General features: G+C 69.7%; 18 protein-coding genes. 12 read left to right on the top strand and 6 right to left on the bottom strand.

The features are described from left to right. Both HNV26_RS32815 and yhbY read left to right on the top strand, forming a co-directional pair. Nucleotides 1-1,995, top strand: a 1,995-nt coding sequence (locus tag HNV26_RS32815; RefSeq protein WP_216612945.1) for a J domain-containing protein, incomplete at its 5' end; no start/stop codon positions are given. Between the two features lie 42 nt (nt 1,996-2,037). Continuing rightward, nucleotides 2,038-2,328, top strand: coding sequence for a ribosome assembly RNA-binding protein YhbY (yhbY, locus tag HNV26_RS32810; RefSeq protein WP_090484996.1), 291 nt, complete (start codon nt 2,038-2,040; stop codon nt 2,326-2,328). A gap of 52 nt (nt 2,329-2,380) precedes the next feature. Here the strand turns inward: yhbY and HNV26_RS32805 are convergent, their stop codons facing one another. After that, nucleotides 2,381-3,691, bottom strand: a complete 1,311-nt coding sequence (locus tag HNV26_RS32805) for a neutral/alkaline non-lysosomal ceramidase N-terminal domain-containing protein (protein WP_171444921.1) — start codon at nt 3,689-3,691, stop codon at nt 2,381-2,383. Between the two features lie 144 nt (nt 3,692-3,835). On the opposite strand from HNV26_RS32805, the gene purF reads away from it, so the two are divergent. Then, nucleotides 3,836-5,224, top strand: a complete 1,389-nt coding sequence (gene purF / locus HNV26_RS32800; protein ID WP_216612944.1) for an amidophosphoribosyltransferase — start codon at nt 3,836-3,838, stop codon at nt 5,222-5,224. A 66-nt stretch (nt 5,225-5,290) separates the two neighbouring features. On the opposite strand, the gene HNV26_RS32795 is transcribed toward purF, so the two are convergent. Continuing rightward, the gene (locus tag HNV26_RS32795; protein ID WP_171444919.1) at nt 5,291-6,280 is read right to left on the bottom strand and encodes an RluA family pseudouridine synthase; all 990 of its coding nucleotides are present in this window, start codon (nt 6,278-6,280) and stop codon (nt 5,291-5,293) included. A 96-nt stretch (nt 6,281-6,376) separates the two neighbouring features. Next, a complete protein-coding gene (gene wecB / locus HNV26_RS32790) occupies nt 6,377-7,507 on the bottom strand; it encodes a non-hydrolyzing UDP-N-acetylglucosamine 2-epimerase (RefSeq protein WP_171444918.1) in 1,131 nt (376 codons plus the stop codon). Between the two features lie 107 nt (nt 7,508-7,614). Here wecB and kdsB point away from each other — a divergent pair, with 107 nt between their 5' ends. Then, nucleotides 7,615-8,355, top strand: a complete 741-nt coding sequence (gene kdsB, locus HNV26_RS32785; RefSeq protein WP_171444917.1) for a 3-deoxy-manno-octulosonate cytidylyltransferase — start codon at nt 7,615-7,617, stop codon at nt 8,353-8,355. 2 nt (nt 8,356-8,357) lie between these two features. After that, on the top strand, nt 8,358-9,317 hold the full coding sequence (locus tag HNV26_RS32780) for a hypothetical protein (protein WP_171444916.1): 960 nt from the start codon (nt 8,358-8,360) through the stop codon (nt 9,315-9,317). Here the strand turns inward: HNV26_RS32780 and HNV26_RS32775 are convergent. Further along, complete coding sequence (locus HNV26_RS32775; RefSeq protein ID WP_171444915.1) at nt 9,310-10,158, bottom strand: aldo/keto reductase; 849 nt, start codon at nt 10,156-10,158, stop codon at nt 9,310-9,312. The two genes, HNV26_RS32780 and HNV26_RS32775, sit on opposite strands and share 8 nt — an antisense overlap. A 109-nt stretch (nt 10,159-10,267) precedes the next feature. Between HNV26_RS32775 and HNV26_RS32770 the strand changes: the two genes are divergently transcribed. From HNV26_RS32770 to HNV26_RS32745, 6 genes are all read left to right on the top strand, one after another. Further along, nucleotides 10,268-12,034, top strand: coding sequence for an ABC transporter ATP-binding protein (locus HNV26_RS32770; protein WP_171444914.1), 1,767 nt, complete (start codon nt 10,268-10,270; stop codon nt 12,032-12,034). Nucleotides 12,035-12,341: 307 nt separating this feature from the next. Further along, nucleotides 12,342-12,575 carry a hypothetical protein gene (locus HNV26_RS32765; RefSeq protein ID WP_020478920.1) on the top strand — a complete coding sequence of 78 codons (234 nt, stop codon included), beginning with the start codon at nt 12,342-12,344 and terminating at the stop codon, nt 12,573-12,575. An 85-nt stretch (nt 12,576-12,660) separates the two neighbouring features. Further along, nucleotides 12,661-14,301 carry a CTP synthase gene (gene pyrG, locus HNV26_RS32760; RefSeq protein WP_171444913.1) on the top strand — a complete coding sequence of 547 codons (1,641 nt, stop codon included), beginning with the start codon at nt 12,661-12,663 and terminating at the stop codon, nt 14,299-14,301. Next, the gene (kdsA, locus tag HNV26_RS32755; RefSeq protein ID WP_140860880.1) at nt 14,298-15,134 is read left to right on the top strand and encodes a 3-deoxy-8-phosphooctulonate synthase; all 837 of its coding nucleotides are present in this window, start codon (nt 14,298-14,300) and stop codon (nt 15,132-15,134) included. Before pyrG ends, kdsA begins: the two co-directional genes overlap by 4 nt. Before the next feature lie 31 nt (nt 15,135-15,165). Beyond that, entirely contained in the window at nt 15,166-15,741 is a 576-nt protein-coding gene (locus HNV26_RS32750; protein ID WP_171444912.1) for a KdsC family phosphatase, read from the top strand. A 40-nt stretch (nt 15,742-15,781) separates the two neighbouring features. Continuing rightward, nucleotides 15,782-16,402, top strand: coding sequence for a response regulator (locus HNV26_RS32745; RefSeq protein ID WP_020478919.1), 621 nt, complete (start codon nt 15,782-15,784; stop codon nt 16,400-16,402). A gap of 96 nt (nt 16,403-16,498) precedes the next feature. On the opposite strand, the gene HNV26_RS32740 is transcribed toward HNV26_RS32745, so the two are convergent. Both HNV26_RS32740 and HNV26_RS32735 read right to left on the bottom strand, forming a co-directional pair. Next, complete coding sequence (locus HNV26_RS32740) at nt 16,499-16,942, bottom strand: Hsp20/alpha crystallin family protein (protein ID WP_171444911.1); 444 nt, start codon at nt 16,940-16,942, stop codon at nt 16,499-16,501. Nucleotides 16,943-17,152: 210 nt separating this feature from the next. Beyond that, nucleotides 17,153-17,347 (bottom strand): CPXCG motif-containing cysteine-rich protein, encoded by a 195-nt coding sequence (locus tag HNV26_RS32735; RefSeq protein ID WP_171444910.1) that lies wholly within the window; start codon nt 17,345-17,347, stop codon nt 17,153-17,155. A 60-nt stretch (nt 17,348-17,407) separates the two neighbouring features. Here HNV26_RS32735 and HNV26_RS32730 point away from each other — a divergent pair. Next, nucleotides 17,408-17,993: GspE/PulE/PilB domain-containing protein (locus tag HNV26_RS32730; RefSeq protein WP_171452944.1), on the top strand; the 586-nt coding region annotated here is incomplete at its 3' end.

Here is a 17,993-nt window from a genome sequence, read left to right as displayed (position 1 = left end):
GCCCCGGCGCCCGCCCCCGTGGCGGTGCCCGCGGTGGAAGGGGATGACGCCGCACCGGAGATTCCGGCCCTCGGCCAGCTCGAGCAGCTCTCCCCCATCCGCCTCTATGGCCGCATCGCCGCGCGGGAGCAGACGGGGCTGCTGTCGCTGACGCTGGCGGACCGCGTCGTCCAGATTCACTTCCGCAAGGGCAACCCGGAGTTCGTCGACTCGTCCCATCCCGAAGAGGCGCTCGGGCCGGCACTGGTCGCGGCGCGGCTGCTCACGCCCGAACAGCTTCGCCAGGCCGAGCCCGCGCTGGGGCGCTTTGGCGGAGACCTGCTCACCGCGCTCTTCGGTCTGGGACTGCTCCAGCCAGCCACCGCCTTCGCCATCCTGGCGCAGCGCGCGGGCGGCATTCTCTCCAGGGGCCTGCGGGCTGAGAGCGGGACGTTCACCTTCGAGCTGAAGGACCTGTCCTCGCACAAGGCGATGCCGCTGGGCCACCGCTGGGCCGTGCTGAGCGACACGGTGCGCCGGATTCCCTCCGCGGACCTCAAGCGCCGGCTGACCCCGGTGCTCCAGCTTCCCATCATGAAGTCCGGTGGCGTCGTGGCCGCGAGCGAGCTGCGCCTCACGCCGCACGAGGTCCGCGCGCTCACGGTCATCGACGGCGTGCGCTCGGTCGCGCAGTTGCTGACGGACTTCGCGCAGGACGCGGACCACCTGCTGCGGCTCGCGTTCCTGCTCAAGGAGCTGGACTCGGTGTCGTTCGCCGGACAGGCCAGGACGGCGCAGGACGTCGGCCCACGAGCGCCCGGTGCAGGAGGTGCCCAGCCCTCCACGGGTGCCGCACACGCCGCGGCCCCGAACGCCGCCGCGCAACAGCGCCCCGCTGGAGCCGCTCCGAACGTCGCGGGAGGTCCGCAGCCCGGCGGGGTGGCGCAAACCGCCGGCGCCGCGCCCCAACGCCCCGTGGCAGGCGCGCCTCCCGCGGCAGGCCCCGGTGCCACGCGCCCCGCGGGCGTGGCCCCAGCCGCTGGCCCCGGAGCGCCCCCTCCCATCGCTGGCCCGGGTGCCACCGCCGCGCGCCCGCCCGTCGCCGGTCCCGGTGCCACCGCCCCACGCCCGGCAGGCACGGCCACCGCGGCAGGCCCCGGTGCCACCGCCCCACGTCCGGCAGGCGCGGCCCCAGCCGCAGGCCCCGGCGCCACCGCCGCGCGTCCCCCGGTCGCTGGGCCCGGCGCCCAGCCCCGTCCCCCGCCGTCACTGTCCGCGCAGGGCGCTCAGCGCCCAGCCGCGCCCGCCGCCGCGACGCCCGCGAATGCACCAGGGGCTGAAGAGATTCCCGCCCTGCGCCAGCTCACGGTGGCGATGAAGCAGCAGAACCACTTCCAGCGGCTCGGGCTGACGGAGCAGACGAACTCCAGCGCGGTGAAGATCGCGTACTTCCGTCTGGCCAAGCTCTACCACCCGGACACGCTCCCGCAGGGGGCGCCGCCGGAGCTGGAGAAGCTGAAGGCGGAGGTCTTCGCGTATATCGGCGACGCCTACCGCACCCTCTCCGACGACAGCAGCCGCGCCAGCTACATCGAGGAGCTCAAGAGCGGCGGCAGCGGAGACGGGGTGGACATCAACGGCATCCTCATGGCGGAGGAGCTGTTCCAGAAGTCCTGCATCCTGGTGAAGGCGCGCAAGTTCCCGGACGCCGTGCAGATGCTGGACGAGGCCATCAAGCTGAACCCGGAGGAAGCGGAGTTCTACGCGTGGCGTGGCTACGCGCGCTTCTTCACGGCGGCGGACAAGAAGGCCGCCCAGCCCGAGGCCTTCCGGGAAATCCAGAACGCCATCCGACGCAACGAGCGCTGCGCCCCCGCGCACTACTTCCTGGGCGTCATCGCCAAGCTGTGTGGTGATGGCCAGGGCGCGCTCAAGCACTTCAAGCGCACCGTGGAGCTTCAACCGGACCACATCGACGCGCAGCGAGAAGTCCGCATCGCGTCGCAGAAGAAGTAGGGTGCGCCCCCCTTACCCGAAGACACGAAGGAGAGAAGGAACGTGCCGCTCACTGGGAAGCAACGCCGCCATCTGCGCGCGCTAGGACACCACCTGGAGCCGGTGGTCATCGTCGGTCAGGCCGGCGTCACCGAGGGTGTCATCGCCGCCATCGAGCAGGCGCTGCAGGACCACGAGCTCATCAAGGTGAAGATCAACGAGGGCCCGGAGACGCGCCAGGAAGCCGCGGCGCGCATCGCCGAGGGCACCCAGGCGGAGCTCGCGCAGCTGCTGGGCCGCACCGCGCTCGTGTTCAAGAAGCGCAAGAAGGACTCCAAGTTCGAGAAGTTCTAGCCAGCCTCGAGCCGGCCGCGCCGCGGAAGGTCCTCCGCGGCGCCCGGCCGCCTCAAGGCGTGAAGCCCGCCGCCCCGGCCACGAACTCCGCCGCCACGCTCAGCCGCTCCAGCAGCGCGGGCCCGAAGTACTGGCGCCTGGACTCCCCCAGTCCACCCTGCACGTTCGCCGCCGTCTCCACGTAGCCCACGTAGCCATCCGCCAGGCTCAGCACGCCCGTGGCGCCGGTCCGCTGCAGCAACTCCATGCCCGCTGCCACGCTGGGCTCACCCGGCACCGCCACCAGCTTCAGCGGCCCCAGCACCAGCGCGCCCACCTCCGCCAGACGCGGCGCGGATTCACACAGCAAGTTGTCCCCCGCCGCCCGCGTCAGCGCCGGCACCAGCCGCGAAGCGTCCGGACGTGGCATGGCCGCATCAGCGCGCGCCAGGGACAGCCGCACGGTCTCCCCCACGGGTGACAAGGGCGCATCGCTGGCCAGCTCCGCCAGGGCATGCGCGAAGCCCGACACCCGCTCCAGCCCCTGCCCTTCCGAGTACGCCACCGTCGCATTGCCCCCCGCGCCCTGCAGCAGCAGCGTCACGCCGCTGCCCGCCTCCTCGCGCAGCGCGCTGAGCCGGCCGGGGTAGTCAGGGTCGACGTAGGCGCGGCGACGCGGCACCATCGTCGGGTGCGCGGCGTAGAGCAGCAGCTCCGCCACCGGGCCCGCCTGTCCCCGGAACACCGCGCGCGTCAGGACGCCATCCGGCTTCTCGCCACCGCTGCGGGAGATGACGAACTTCTGCTCCCGCGCCTCGCCGACCTCCAGCGACACCGGGGCGAGCGACGCGGCCGCCTGGGCCAGTGCGTCACCCGCCGCCGTGGTGATGGCATCCACCACGTCTTCCCGGTAGCGCCCGGTGCCGGACACCTGGGCCACCCACCGCGAGTCATACCCGCCCAACGACGAATGCGTGTGCGTGGCCAGGACCAGCACATCCTCCAGCCCCGAGGCCCGCGCGCGCTCACGCACCCGCGTGGCCAGCACATCCGGAACGAGGAGCAGGTCCAACGACACCAGCCCCACCTGTGTCCCTCCCGCCTCCAGCACCACCGCGCGCGCGTGGAGCGGCACGTCAGCCTGCTCCGCCTCGGGCCGTGGCGGCGTATAGCCGGCCACCACCACCGGGAAGGGCGGCGAGAGCGCCACCTTCGCCGCGCCCGCGCGCAGCGGCCCTTCGCCATGAACCTGTGACACAAGGACTGGCGCGCGGTCGGCCCAACTGCCACACCAGTTCCAGGACGCCAGCGAATACGCGGCGCCCACGGTGAGCAACACCAGGGGAAACAGGGAACGCCAGCGGACCCAACGCGAAGATGCCATGCGGGAACCAGACTAACCGCAGGGCGTGGTCTTTGGGACGCCTGACTGCCCACATGAAACGACTCTGGCGTCGGGTGGAATACCCACCAGAGGGGCATGCGTTCCTGTTCCGCTCACCGCTCGAAAGGAGTAAGGCAGCGCGCCATGTGCGGCATCTTCGGAATCGTGGGGCACGCCGAGGCCTCCAACCTGACATACCTGGGGCTGCACGCCCTCCAGCACCGCGGGCAGGAGTCCGCGGGCATCGTCGCCTCTGACGGGATGGGGCTTCGCGCTCACCGGCAGATGGGACTCGTCGCCGACATCTTCGATGCGCCGGTGCTCGCCGACCTGCCTGGGCAGGCGGCCATCGGCCACGTGCGCTACTCCACCGCTGGAGGCAGCGCCCTCAAGAACGCCCAGCCGCTCTTCGTGCAGTACGCGGGCGGGCAGTGCGCCATCGCGCACAACGGCAACCTGGTGAACGCGACCGAGCTGAAGCAGCAGCTCGAGGCCGACGGCGCCATCTTCCAGTCGGACGCGGACACGGAGGTCATCCTGCACCTGCTGGCGCGCTCCAAGCAGGTGACCTTCGAGCAGAAGCTCGTGGAGGCGCTGCGCAAGGTGACGGGCGCCTACAGCCTCCTGGTGCTCACGGAGAACAAGCTCGTCGCGGTGCGGGACCCGCACGGCATCCGGCCGCTGGTGCTGGGGCGGATGAAGGAAGGCGCCTACGTGCTGGCCAGCGAGTCGACCGCGCTGGACCTCATCGAGGCGGAAATCGTGCGCGAGCTGGAGCCGGGCGAGCTGCTCGTCATCGAGAACGGGCTGCTGCGCACCAGCAGGCCCTTCGCGGAGCCGCCGCGTCAGGCGCGCTGCATCTTCGAGCACGTGTACTTCGCGCGGCCGGACTCCACGCTGTTCGGCAGCAACGTGTACGAAGTGCGCAAGGAGATGGGCCGTCAGCTCGCGAAGGAGCAGCCGGCGCCCTCCGCGGACCTGGTCATCGCGGTGCCGGACTCGGGTGTGCCGGCGGCCATCGGCTTCGCGCAGGCCAGCGGCATCCCCTACGACGTGGGCCTCATCCGCAGCCACTACGTGGGCCGCACCTTCATCGAGCCGCAGCAGTCCATCCGCCACTTCGGCGTGAAGCTGAAGCTGTCCGCGGTGCGGCAGGTGCTCAAGGGCAAGCGCGTGGTGGTGGTGGACGACTCCATCGTCCGCGGCACCACGAGCCGCAAAATCGTGAAGATGATCAAGGCGGCGGGCGCGGTGGAGGTGCACCTGCGCATCTCCTCGCCGCCCACGAAGTGGCCTTGCTACTACGGCATCGACACGCCGAGCCGCCAGGAGCTCATCGCCGCGACGCACAGCCTGGAGGAGATTGCCACGTACGTGACCGCGGACTCGCTCGGCTACATCTCCCAGGAAGGCCTGGGCCGCGCGGTGGGCGACCCGGAGCGCGGCAGCTTCTGCACCGCCTGCTTCTCCGGCAAGTACCTCATCGGCGACTTCGGCGAGCAACACGCCGAGCCCAGCAAGCTCACCGCCTGACTTCACCACCGGCTTCACGCCCCTGGCCCCCTACCCGCTTCATTCCGGGCTGGGGGCCTTCGCGTTTCAGGCCGGCAAGGCCACGGGCCGGCCTTCGATGAAGTCCGTGAGGTCCGCGGGCAGGGGCGCCTCGAACGCCACCGCCTGGCCAGAGCCCGGGTGGGGGAAGGCGATGCGCGCGGCGTGCAGCGCTTGCCGGGGCAGCCGCAGCCGCGGCCACGCCTCGGGCTCCAGACAGTGCTTGCTGAAGCGGTCGAAGTAGCCGGGGTCCGGCCCGTACATCTTGTCGCCCACGAGCGGGAAGCCCGCGTGGCGCAGGTGGATGCGAATCTGGTGTTGGCGCCCCGTCTCCGGGAAGCAGCGCAGCAGCGCGAAGGGCGCACCATCCCGCGTGAAGCGCTGGAGCACCTGGAAGCGCGTGCGGCTCTCCTTGCCCTCCACCGGGTCGATGCGCACGGCGATGCGGATGAGCTCGGTGCCCTCCGCGATGGGCGCATCCACGGTGAACGTGTCCTCGGGCGGGTGCCCTTCGCAGAGCGCCAGGTATTCCTTGTGCACGTCACGCGAGACGAACAGCCGCCCCAGCACCCGGCAGGACTCCGTGGTGCGCCCGCAGACGACCAGCCCGCTGGTCTCCCTGTCCAACCGGTGCGCGGGCTCGGCGAAGCGCTCACCGAAGCGCTCGCGCAGGAGCGTGACGAGGGTGCCCTTGTGGTAGCGCGCCGTGGGGTGGATGGGCAGGCCCGCGGGCTTGTCCAGCACCAGCAGCCAGTCGTCCTGGAACACCACGGGCAACTCCGTGGGCGTGTCCGGCTCCTCGCTGGCGCGGCGGCGGATGCGGAAGGCCAGTCCCGGGTACACCGGCGTGGACGGCTTCAGGCGTCGCTCCTCGCAGATGACACCCCTCAGGATGACGCCCTGGAGCCGCTCCCGCGTCATCCGGCGGAGCTTCTCACCCAGGTACTCATCCAGCCGCCAACCCGCGTAGTTCGGCTCGACGACGTAGCGGATGTCGACGTAGCCCTCGGGGGCTTCTTCCTGCGGTGCGCTGTGCATGGGCCTGCCGGCGCTCTACCACGGCGGGCCCTCCTGCACAGGCGGGGACGGGCAGGCGGGCCCACGCAGCGCCGGGGCCCCACCCGTCATCCGCCATCAGGCCGAGGCCGCCTGAATCGGCCGGTCCTCGACGCCCAGGAAGCTCGCGAACAGGTCCGCGATGCGCTCGGCGGCGCGGCCATCCCAGAACTCGGGCACGCGGCCCTGCTTGCCTTCACCATCCAGCACGCGGTCGGCGGCCAGACGGATGCGGACCGGGTCGGTGCCCACCACCTCGTTGGAGCCTTCCTCCACGGTGATGGGGCGCTCGGTCTGCTCGCGCAGGGTGAGGCACGGGATGCCCATGGCCGTCGTCTCCTCCTGGAGGCCGCCGGAGTCGGTGAGCACCAGGCGCGCCTTCGACGTGAGCGCCAGGAAGTCCAGGTAGCCCATGGGCTCCACGGGCCGCAGGTTCGGCGTGCGCTCGAACCACGTGTTCAGGCCATTCTCCGAAATCACCTTCCGCGTGCGCGGGTGCACCGGGAAGATGACCGGCAGGCGCGTGGCGACGTGGGCCACCGCGGACAGGAGGCCGCCCAGAATCTTGGGGTCGTCCACGTTGGAGGGCCGGTGCAGCGTGCACACCGCGTAGCCGTGGGGGATGAGCCCCAGGTCCTTGAGCACCGGCAGCTTGTCGGCCTTCTCGCGCGAGGCGAAGAGCGAGTCGATCATCACGTTGCCCACGAAGTGGATGCGGGCCGGGTCGGTGCCCTCCTTGAGCAGGTTGGCGTCCGCGTCGCGTGAAGGCGTCAGCAGCAGGTCCGACAGGCGGTCGGTGACGAGGCGGTTGATCTCCTCCGGTTGGTGTGGCGAGTAGCTGCGCAGCCCCGCTTCGACGTGCGCCAGGGGGATGCCCAGCTTCGACGTCACCAACGCCGCCGCGATGGTGCTGTTCACGTCGCCCACCACGGAGACGAGCGCCGGAGGGTGGGCGAGGAAAACCTTTTCCAACTCCACCATCATGCGTGCCGTCTGCTGCGCATGGCTGCCCGACCCGATGCCCAGATGGACGTCCGGGGCAGGCAGGCCGAGGTCGGCGAAGAACACGTCGCTCATCTTGGCGTCGTAGTGTTGCCCCGTGTGGACAAGGATTTGCCCCAGGGGAGTACGCTCGGCGATGGCGCGATAGATAGGCGCGACCTTCATGAAGTTCGGGCGCGCCCCAACGATATGAATGACCTTCTTCATGTTGCGACCAAAGCTAGGCACTGGAGCCGCGCTGGCCAGTGTCCGATGATGCGAATGTCCAATCCCGGGGGCCGGCATTCGTCGCGAACCTGATAGATGGAGGGGTCATGCAATCTTGCCGGACCGTTGCAGTCATTCCCGCCCGACATGCCAGCACCCGCTTCCCGGGCAAGCCGCTGGCAATCATCGCCGGCCGAACAATGATTGAGCACGTCTGGCGCCGCTGTCAGGAAGCCCAGGCCTTCGACGAGGTGTGGGTTGCCACCGATGACGACCGCATTCGCGCCGCCGTGGAGGGCTTTGGCGGCAAGGCGGTGATGACCAGCCCCGCCTGTGCCACGGGGACGGATCGGGTCGCCGAGGTGGCGCTCGGCCGTCCAGACATCGACATCTGGGTGAACGTCCAGGGAGACGAGCCCCTGGTGGACCCCGCCGCGCTCCAGCGGCTGGCGGGCCTCTTCCAGGACCCGTCCGTGCGGATGGGCACCCTGGTCCGCCCGCTCGAAGCGGACGAAGCCGCCAGCCCGCACGTGGTGAAGGCGGTGCTCGCGCTCAACGGCGACGCGCTGTACTTCAGCCGCAGCCTGGTCCCCCACGTCCGCGAGCCGGGCACGCCCGTCCAGCGCTGGGGCCACATCGGCCTCTACGGCTACCGGCGCGAGGTGCTGCTGTCGCTGGCGAAGCTGGCGCCCACGCCGCTGGAGGAAGCGGAGAAGCTGGAGCAGCTCCGCGCGCTGGAGCACGGCATCCCCATCCGCTGCGCGAAGGTCACCTCGCACACGGTGGCCGTCGACCTCCCCGGTGACGTGGAGAAGGTGGAGGCCCTCATGCGCGCGCGGGGGGGCTGACCATGGGCTTCCTCAAGAACGTATTCGGCGGTGGCGCGGCGAAGGCGGACGCGGAGCCCCCCGCGCCTGACGCGGCGCCCGCGACCACGCCAGTCACCTCCGTTCCGCCCGGAGCGGGAACCACGGTCCCCGCCGCCGCGGCCCCAGCGGGCCCACCCCATGCCGCCGAGGCGCGGGAGCCTGCTCCCGCGGAAGCCCCCCGGCCCGAAGCCGCCCCGAAACCACCCGCGCCTCCGAAACCGCAGCGCGCGCAAGAGACCCGCAAGCAGCAGCAGGAGGACGAGGACATGGAGGGCGTTCAACGGCTGTTGTCGCGCAAGGTGGAGCGGGTGCTGGAGCAGTTGGGAACGCTCGCCACGCGGGCGCGCTCGGGCGAAGAAGTCCCCACCATCACCGTCACGCTCCACCTGGCCCACGGTCATTCGATGACGGGCGAGGTGGTGGACTACGTGCCCCGCGAATCGGTGCTGATGGCCCTGGGCAAGGAGGGGCTGCGCCGCTCGGAGTCGGTGGCCTACGTGGACCTGTCCACGGTGGTGGCGGTGGCGGTGGGCAACGCGGAGAAGTTGCTGGAGCTGACGCAGCTCGTACGGCCCAACCCCACGCGGCAGGACGTGGTGACGCTGCTGGAGAAGCTGCCCCACGCCCTCACTGAGCAGTTCTGGCCGGGCGAGGCGTCCCTGGGCGGCAAGCCCCTGCGCTTCGAGGTGGACTGGGTGGGCCTGGACGACGAGCCGGGCCGCCGCGCGCTGGAGTCCGCCGTGAATGTCACCAGCCATGCCTTGCGCGCCCTGGCCCAGGAGCAGGGCCGCGAGGTGCTGCGCCGCATCACCACCGTGCGCTTCCTCAAGGGCCGCGACACCCGCGCCGCCGTGGAGGGCGAGACGGGCACGGTGACGGTGGGCCCGGGTGAGCCCACCGTGTCCGCCTTCCGCAAGGCCTTCGCCGCCGGCATCAGATGACGGGCAGCGACGTCGGCTCGCGCCCCAGCGGGAAGGCCGCGTCGAGGTGGGCCAGCTCGTCGGCGGTCAGCGTCAGCGACGCGGCGGCGGCGTTGTCGCGCGCGTGGGCTTCCCGGCTCGCCTTCGGAATGGCGAACAGCGACGGCCCGCGCACCAGGAACCGGAGCGCCACCTGGTACGGCGTGACGCCGTGCGCGCGGGCGATGGCGCCCAGCACCTTCCCACCCCGGCTGCCGGGCCGGGGAAAACGGCCGTTGCCGAAGGGGCTGTAGCCCACCACCGCCACCCCGTGGGCCTCGCACCAGGGCAGGACGGCGTGCTCGATGGCGCGCTCCTCCAGGTGGTAGAGCACCTGGTTGCAGGCGATGCGCCCGGGCCCCGCGAGCGCGAGCGCCTCCTCCAGGTCCTCCACCCCGAAGTTGCTCACGCCCCAGGCGCGAATCTTCCCATCCGCCACCAGCTTCTCGAAGGCGCGCACCGTCTCCTCCAGCGGGTGCGAACCCGGCCAGTGCAACAGGTAGCAGTCGAGGTGGTCCGTGCGCAGCCGCTTCAGGCTCCGCTCACAGGCGGCGAGCGTGCCCGCGTAGGACGCGTTGGACGGCATCACCTTCGACACCAGGAAGACGTCGCCGCGCCGGCCCGCGATGGCCTCGGAGACGATGGCCTCCTCCACCTCGCCGTGGCCGTACAGCTCAGCGGTGTCCACGTGCGTCATTCCCAGGTCCAACCCGGCGCGAAGGGCGCGGATGGCGCCTGCCCGGTCGTCCTCCTCCATCTGCCAGGTCCCCTGGCCCAGGACGGGCACGGACACCCGGGTGCTTCCGAATGGACGCTGCTCCATGGCACTCCCCCTGACTCGGCGTATGACTTGCTTCGAGAGGATTAATACCGCTTCAACGCACGCGCAGGCGTCCGGTGCGCAGGTTGGAAGCTCGCGTTAGTCTCCGCCGGTGTCTTCCCCCGCGAACGATTCGAAAAGCAGTGCCTCCCCTGGCGTCACCGTCCGGCGCCTGCTGAAGCTGGCACGCCCGGAACTGCTGCCACTGGCCGCGGGCACCCTCTTCCTCCTCATCAGCAGCGGAGCCACGCTGGCCTACCCCCGCGCCATTGGCGACCTGGTGGACCAGGCCCTCTCCGCGCGCGACCGGCATGTGGTGGACCGGCTCGCGATGATGATGCTCGCAGTGTTCACGGTGCAGGGCATCGCCATGGCGCTGCGCATCTACCTCTTCACCAACGCCGGTGAACGCGTGGTGTCGCGGCTGCGCAAGGACCTCTTCCGCGCCCTGCTGTCCCAGGAGGTGGGCTTCTTCGACTCGCGCCGCACGGGTGAACTCACCAGCCGGCTCTCCTCGGACACCACCGTCCTGCAGACCACCGTCACGGCCAACGTGTCCATGATGCTGCGCTACGCCGTCACGGCCCTGGGCGGCGTGGGCCTGCTGCTCTACACGTCCGTCCAGCTCACGCTGGTGATGCTGGCCGTCATCCCGCCCGTGGCCATTGGCGGCGTGTTCTACGGGCGCCGGGTCCGGGTGATTTCCCGTCAGGCCCAGGACGCGCTCGCCGCCAGCGGCGAGGTGGCCGAGGAGGACCTGTCCGGCATCCGCACCGTGCGCTCCTTCGCAGCGGAACGGCACGAGGTGGAGCGCTACAGCGCCGCCGTGGAGCGCTCCTTCACGCTGGCGAAGAAGCGCGCGCTCCAGACCTCCGTCTTCATGGGCGTGGCCTCCATCGCGGGGTATGGCTCCATCGCCGCGGTGCTCTGGTACGGCGGCCGGCTGGTGGTGGAAGGCGGCCTCTCCGTGGGTGAGCTCACCTCGTTCCTCATCTACACCATGCTGGTGGCCTTCTCGTTCAGCGGCATCGCCGAGCTGTGGGCGGACTTCATGCGCGCCAGCGGCGCCGCCGAGCGCGTCTTCGAGCTGCTGGACCGCAAGCCCGCGATCGGCGCTGGCGGCGAGCAGCTGACCGACCTGCGCGGGCACGTGCAGTTCCGCGGCGTGCACTTCGCCTACCCCAGCCGTCCCGACGTGCCGGTGCTCCAGGGCCTGGACCTGGAGCTGCGGCCGGGCGAGGTGGTGGCGGTGGTGGGCCCCTCCGGCGCGGGCAAGTCCACGCTGGCCTCCCTGCTGTCGCGCTTCTACGACCCGCAGAACGGCGAGGTGCTGCTGGACGGCCATCCGCTCACCTCCCTGGAGCCGGAGTGGCTGCGCCGCAACATCGGCATGGTGGCGCAGGAGCCCCAGCTCTTCTCCTGCTCCATCGCGGACAACATCCGCTACGGCCGGCCCGGCGCCACCGACGCCCAGGTGGAGGAGGCCGCCCGGGCCGCCAACGCCCACGCGTACATCGAGCGCTTCCCGGAAGGCTACGGCACCCAGGTGGGCGAGCGCGGCGTGCAGCTCTCCGGTGGCCAGAAGCAGCGCGTGGCCATCGCCCGGGCGGTGCTGAAGGACCCTCGCCTGCTCATCCTGGACGAGGCCACCAGCGCCCTGGACGCGGAGAGCGAGCACCTGGTGAAGGACGCGCTGGAGCGCCTGATGAAGGGCCGCACCACGCTCATCATCGCCCACCGCCTGTCCACCGTGGCCAACGCGGACCGGGTGCTGGTGCTCGACGGCGGCGTCGTCATCCAGAGCGGCACCCACGCCTCCCTCATGAGCCAGGAGGGCCTGTACCGGCGCCTGGTGGAGCGGCAGTTTGTCGCAGCTTGAACGCCCGGTGCCCACACGGCGCTCGCCACGCACCCCGCGACAGTGGCGCGCCCCCTGGCTCCCGATTAAGTCTGGGGCTCCGAAAGGAGGTGATGCCTTGAACGACAGCAACTCCAAGGCGTCCACCTCCGCTTCGCAGGCCTGAAGAGGCTCCGAGGCGGTGGCGGATGCTGGCAGTTCCGGGCCCGTTCCCCGTGAGGGGGACGGGCCTTTTCGCGACGACTCGGGAATGCCAGACCGCCCCTCCTGTTCGGAGCGCGCCGGGGGGAGAGGCCGACCCAACACGTTTCATCCGGGAGTTTCCGCCGTGTCCATCACTCCATGCCCCAGCCCGCTGCCCACCGCCCTCCGGGACGAGGAGTCCGTGGACGCGCAGCGCAACCTCTTCTGCCCCAATTACGACGCCTGCCTGCACCTGGTGGTGAAGCGGGGCTGGGAGGGCTGGAGCTGCCGGAACTGCGATTTGCGCAAGTTCCGCGTCGGGCAGCCGAACGCCCAGGAGTTCGCGGTCGCCCGGCCGGGTGCTTGGGACGGCAACTGACGCCGCCCCCGCCGGTCCGAGCGGGCGGCCGTCCATCGGAAACAGAATAATTGACGCATCCCTGCCTCAGTAGGCAGAACGGGACATGCGCTCCAAGAAAACCAAGTTCATCTTCGTGACGGGCGGAGTGGTCAGCTCCCTCGGCAAGGGTCTCGCCTCCGCTTCGATTGGCGCCCTGCTGGAGAACCGTGGGCTGGCCGTCACCCTCATCAAGCTGGACCCCTACATCAACGTGGACCCGGGCACGATGAGCCCGTTCCAGCACGGCGAGGTGTTCGTCACCGAGGACGGCGGTGAGACGGACATGGACCTCGGCCACTACGAGCGGTTCACCAACGCGCGGATGAGCCGGCTCAACAACTTCACGTCCGGCCGCATCTACCACGCGGTCATCATGAAGGAGCGGCGGGGCGAATACCTGGGCAAGACGGTCCAGGTGATTCCGCACGTCACCGACGAAATCAAGTCCAACATCCGCCAGGCGGCGCAGGACGCGGACGTGGTCATCGTGGAGGTGGGCGGCACCGTGGGCGACATCGAGTCGCTGCCCTTCCTCGAGGCCATCCGGCAGATGCGCTACGACGTGGGCAACGAGAACGTCGTCTACGTCCACCTCACGCTGCTGCCCTACATCGGCGCGGCTGGCGAGGTGAAGACCAAGCCCACGCAGCACTCGGTGATGAAGCTGCGGGAGATAGGCATCCAGCCCGACTTCCTCGTGTGCCGCACCGACCGCGAGGTGCCCCGGGAGCTGAAGGACAAGATCGCCATGTTCTGCAACGTGGACACGCGCAGCGTCTTCACGTCGCCGGACGTGCGCAGCACCTACGAGCTGCCGCTGGAGCTGCACCGCCAGGGCCTGGATGAGCGGCTCGCGGAGGTCCTCAACATCTGGAGCCGGGCGCCCCACCTGGAGCGCTGGGAGAACATCATCCGCAAGGTGTACGAGCCCGCGCGCGGCCAGGTCCGCATCGCGATTGTCGGCAAGTACGTCAACCTCACGGAGAGCTACAAGAGCCTCAACGAGGCGCTGCTGCACGGCGGCATCGCCAACGACGTGAAGGTGAACCTGCACTTCGTCGACAGCCAGGAGGTCGAGGAGCAGGGCGCGGAGAAGCTGCTGGCCGGCGTGGACGCCATCCTGGTGCCCGGCGGCTTCGGCGTGCGCGGCACCGAGGGCAAGATCGCCGCCGTGCGCTACGCCCGTGAGAAGAAGGTGCCGTTCTTCGGCATCTGCCTGGGCCTGCAGATGGCCGTGGTGGAGTTCAGCCGCGGCGTGCTGGGCCTGACCTCCGCCAACAGCCTGGAGTTCAACGAGCACACGCCGCACCCGGTGGTGACGCTCATGGAGAGCCAGGTGAAGGTGCAGGACAAGGGCGGCACCATGCGCCTGGGCAGCTACGCCTGCGCGCTGAAGCCCGGCTCGCTCGCCCACCAGCTCTACGGGCAGGACACCATCCAGGAGCGCCACCGCCACCGCTACGAAGTGAACAACGCGTACCGCGGCAAGCTGCAGGAGGCGGGGCTGGTCATCTCCGGCTCCAACCCCGAGCTCAACCTGGTGGAGATGATTGAGCTGGCCGACCACCCCTACTTCGTCGGCTGCCAGTTCCACCCTGAATTCAAGAGCAAGCCCTTCGCCCCCCACCCCCTCTTCTCCGGCTTCATCCGCGCGGCGCTCGCCCAGCGGGACGCGAACGCGGCGGCCGGCAAGGTGACCGAATGAGCGCCCCCAACCCCATCGAGCTGTGCGGCTTCAAGGTCGGCCAAGGCCAGAAGCTGTTCGTCATCGCCGGCCCCGACAGCATCGAGTCCGAGGACATGGCCCTGCGCCATGCCTGGCTGCTGAAGGAAATCACCGGCCGGCTCGGCGTGCCGTACGCATTCAAGTGCTCCTACGACAAGGCCAACCGCACCAGCGGCAAGTCCTTCAGAGGCCCGGGTCTCAAGGAAGGTCTGAGAATCCTGAAGAGAATCCGGGATGAAGTGGGCGTTCCCGTCCTCACGGACGTCCATGAGACGAGTCACGTCGGGCCAGCCTCGGAAGTTGTGGATATCATCCAGATACCGGCCTTCCTGTGCCGGCAGACGGACCTGGTGGAAGCCGTGGCGCGTACGGGCAAGGGCGTGAACCTGAAGAAGGGGCAGTTCGTGGCGCCCAAGGACATCGTCCACTCGGCGCGCAAGGCCTTCGAAGCGGGCAACCCCAACGTGCTCGTCACCGAGCGCGGTTCGACCTTCGGCTACAACAACCTGGTGGTGGACATGCGCGGCTTCGCGCAGATGCGCGACGCCGGCCTCGCCGTGTGCTTCGACGCCACCCACTCCGTTCAGCTCCCCAGCGCCGGAAACGGTGAGACGGCGGGCGAACGCCGCTTCGTGTCACTGCTGGCCCGCTCCGCCGCGGCCGCCGGGATTGACGCGTTGTTCACGGAAGTCCACGAAGATCCGGATCGTGCCCTGTGTGACGGTCCCTGTTCGCTGAATCCACAGATGTTTGAAGACGTGGTACGAAACGTGCTGAGCATCCGCCGGGTGTTGGGACACGAGCCGGGTTGATGTGTCGGCAAACAAGGGAGTCGAGCAAGCCATGGTGACGGACGCCCCTTCCAGACTGGCAACGGAAGAGCTGACGTCCCGTGCTGCGCGCGTGCGGCTGCTCGTCTTCGACGTGGACGGGGTGCTCACCGACGGCGGCCTCTACTACGGCCAGGACGGCGAGCTGATGAAGCGCTTCGACGTCAAGGACGGCCATGCGCTCGTCATGGCCCGGCTGTCCGGGTTGCCCGCCGCCATCCTCACCGCCCGCACCTCCGGCATCGTGGAGAAGCGCGGGCGGGAGCTGGGCCTCGCGGCCGTGTTCCAAGGCCGCCGTGACAAGGCGGCCGCGCTCAAAGAGCTGGTCACCCAGTTGGACGTGCCCCTGGACGCCTGCGCGTACATGGGTGACGACCACAACGACCTGGGTCCACTTTCAATGGTGGCTCTTTCCGCTTGTCCTGCGGATGCGGTCCCCGAAGTGCGCCGCGAGGCACACTTCGTTACCCAGAGTCCTGGCGGCCGAGGGGCCGCTCGCGAACTCGTGGAGCTGTGTCTCAAGGCCAGTGGCCGCTGGGACGACGCAGTGGGTCTGATGAGAGGGACTGATAGGCGCGGTACTCAGTGAGGTTGAAGAAAACCCGTGTTCAAGGTAGGTGAATAGTTCCATGGGCAGCGGAATCATGCAGCAAGAGGGGAGTACGGCCATGACGGACCAGCTCTACACGACGCACGACATCAGTCGTCTGCTTCAGGTGGATCCGTCCACGGTGAGCAAGTGGATTGACCGTGGCATCCTGATGGCGTTCAGGACGCCGGGTGGCCACCGCCGCGTGCGGTCGGCGGACCTGCGCACGTTCCTCATCACCCACCAGATGCCGGTTCCCGAGGAGCTCGGCAGCGGCACGGTGCGCCTGCTCGCGGTGGATGACGAGCGTCCGGTGCTGGACGCCATCAAGCGCGCGTTCAAGCCGTTCGCGGCCCAGGTGGAGCTGCAGACGACGACGAGCGGCGTGGAGGCGCTGCTGCTCGTGTCCGAGCAGAAGCCGCACGGCATGATCATCGACCTCAACATGCCGGACATCGACGGCCTGGAAGTCTGCCGCCGCATCCGCGCGCGCAAGCAGATGGAGGGCGTGCGGCTCATCACCATGACGTCCGCGCATACGCCCGAGGTCGTGGAGCAGTCCAAGCAGGCCGGCGCGCTGGCGTGCATGGCGAAGCCGCTGGACGTGCAGCAGGTGCTGGAGCTGTTCCGCGTTCCGCTGGCGCTCAGCGCCAAGCGGTAGGACAGGCAGGGCTTCCGCCTTGTTCGCGGAAGCCCTGGGCAGGGATTTCAGTGGGAGGCAGGTGACCTCCCTGGCCCGCGGTGTGCGCCCGCGGCTTCAGCCCTGGACCTTGACTTCGATGACGCGGGGCTTGGACTCCTCGCGCCGAGGCAGGGTCAGCGTCAGCACACCCTGCTCGTAGCGAGCCTCCACCCGGCTTGCGTCCACCGTGTCAGGCAGCGCGAAGGAGCGGGCGAACGTCCCGAAGGCGCGTTCCTGGCGGCGCACGTTGACGCCCTCCGCGCGCGGCTCGGCCTTGCGCTCGGACTGCACGGTGAGGATGTCCTTCTCCACCGTCACCTGGATGGCCTTCGCCTCCAGCCCGGGCATGTCCAGTTGGAGCGTGAGGCCGCTCTCGGATTCGGTGATGTCCGCGGCCGGCGTGCGCTCACGCGGGGCCTGGCGCCACATGGGCTGCGTCAGCTCGCGGAAGAGCGCGTCGACATCGCGCATCAGCGGGTTCACCACGACGGCGGAGTTGAACGGATTGCGAGTCTGCATGGTCGTCTCCTGTTCGTGACGTCCTCGCGGACGCACGGCATGAATGAGCCTGGGTTGTTCTGGTTCGCGGTCGCCGCGGCGCCCCCCACCGGAGCTCCAGCGCCGCCTCACAAGACTCAAGAGAACCATGCTTCGGAACGTGTCAAGCAACGCCCCGGCGCCTCCGCCGGCGCCACGTTTCACGCCCGCCTGCCTGCCCTCCGGGCCGCCTCAGTCGTCGTCGCGGCGCAGGCGCACGTCGAAGCTCGCCTCGTCGCGGGACACCTGCACCGTCCAGGGACGGCAGCACACCGGGCAGTCCTCGATATACGTCTCCGAGGCCACACCAATGGGGTCCACGGCGACCTCCACTTCCTCACCGCAGTAGGGACAAAGCTGGGTGGCGGATTCCGCGAAGGGCTGCATGGCAGGGTCTCCTCATCACGGACTCAGCGTCCGCGCATCTAGACGGTAGAATGCCGAGCCATGGCCTCTCCTTCCCGGAATCGCATTGGCGACATCCTCGTCAAGGCACGCGTCATCGACGACTTGCAGCTGCGCAGCGCGCTGGCCACCCATGACCAGTGGGGCGGACGCCTGTCGCGCATCATCGCGGACCTGGGTCTGGCCACCGACGACGTCATCACCGAGGCCATCTGCCAGGGCCTGGGAATGCAGCGCATCCAGTTGGGCAACGTCACGCGCGACGCGGGCGCGCTCTCACGCGTGGACGTGAGCCTCGCCGAACAGAAGGCCGTCTTCCCGGTGTCGCTCAAGGACAACGGCAAGACGCTGGTGCTGGCCATGGCGGACCCCACGGACCTCGGCACCCTGGACCAGGTGGCGGCGAAGAGCCGCGCACGCGTGGTCGTCATGGTGGCGGGCGAGCGTGAAATCGAACACGCCATCCTCCGCCACTACCGTGGCCAGGAGCCCGTCGTCAGCACGCGCTTCGGCGGCAACAAGCGCCCGGGCAGCTCGGACGCGCCGGAGGACGAGGACGAGTTCAAGGTCGTCGACATGAGCGGAAACACGGTGGTGAAGCGCATCGCCGACATCACCCCGCCCGCTC

This window comes from Myxococcus xanthus (assembly GCF_013116825.1).
In the GTDB taxonomy this organism is placed as follows: domain Bacteria; phylum Myxococcota; class Myxococcia; order Myxococcales; family Myxococcaceae; genus Myxococcus; species Myxococcus xanthus_B.
This window is presented reverse-complemented; position numbering and strand designations above follow the sequence as displayed.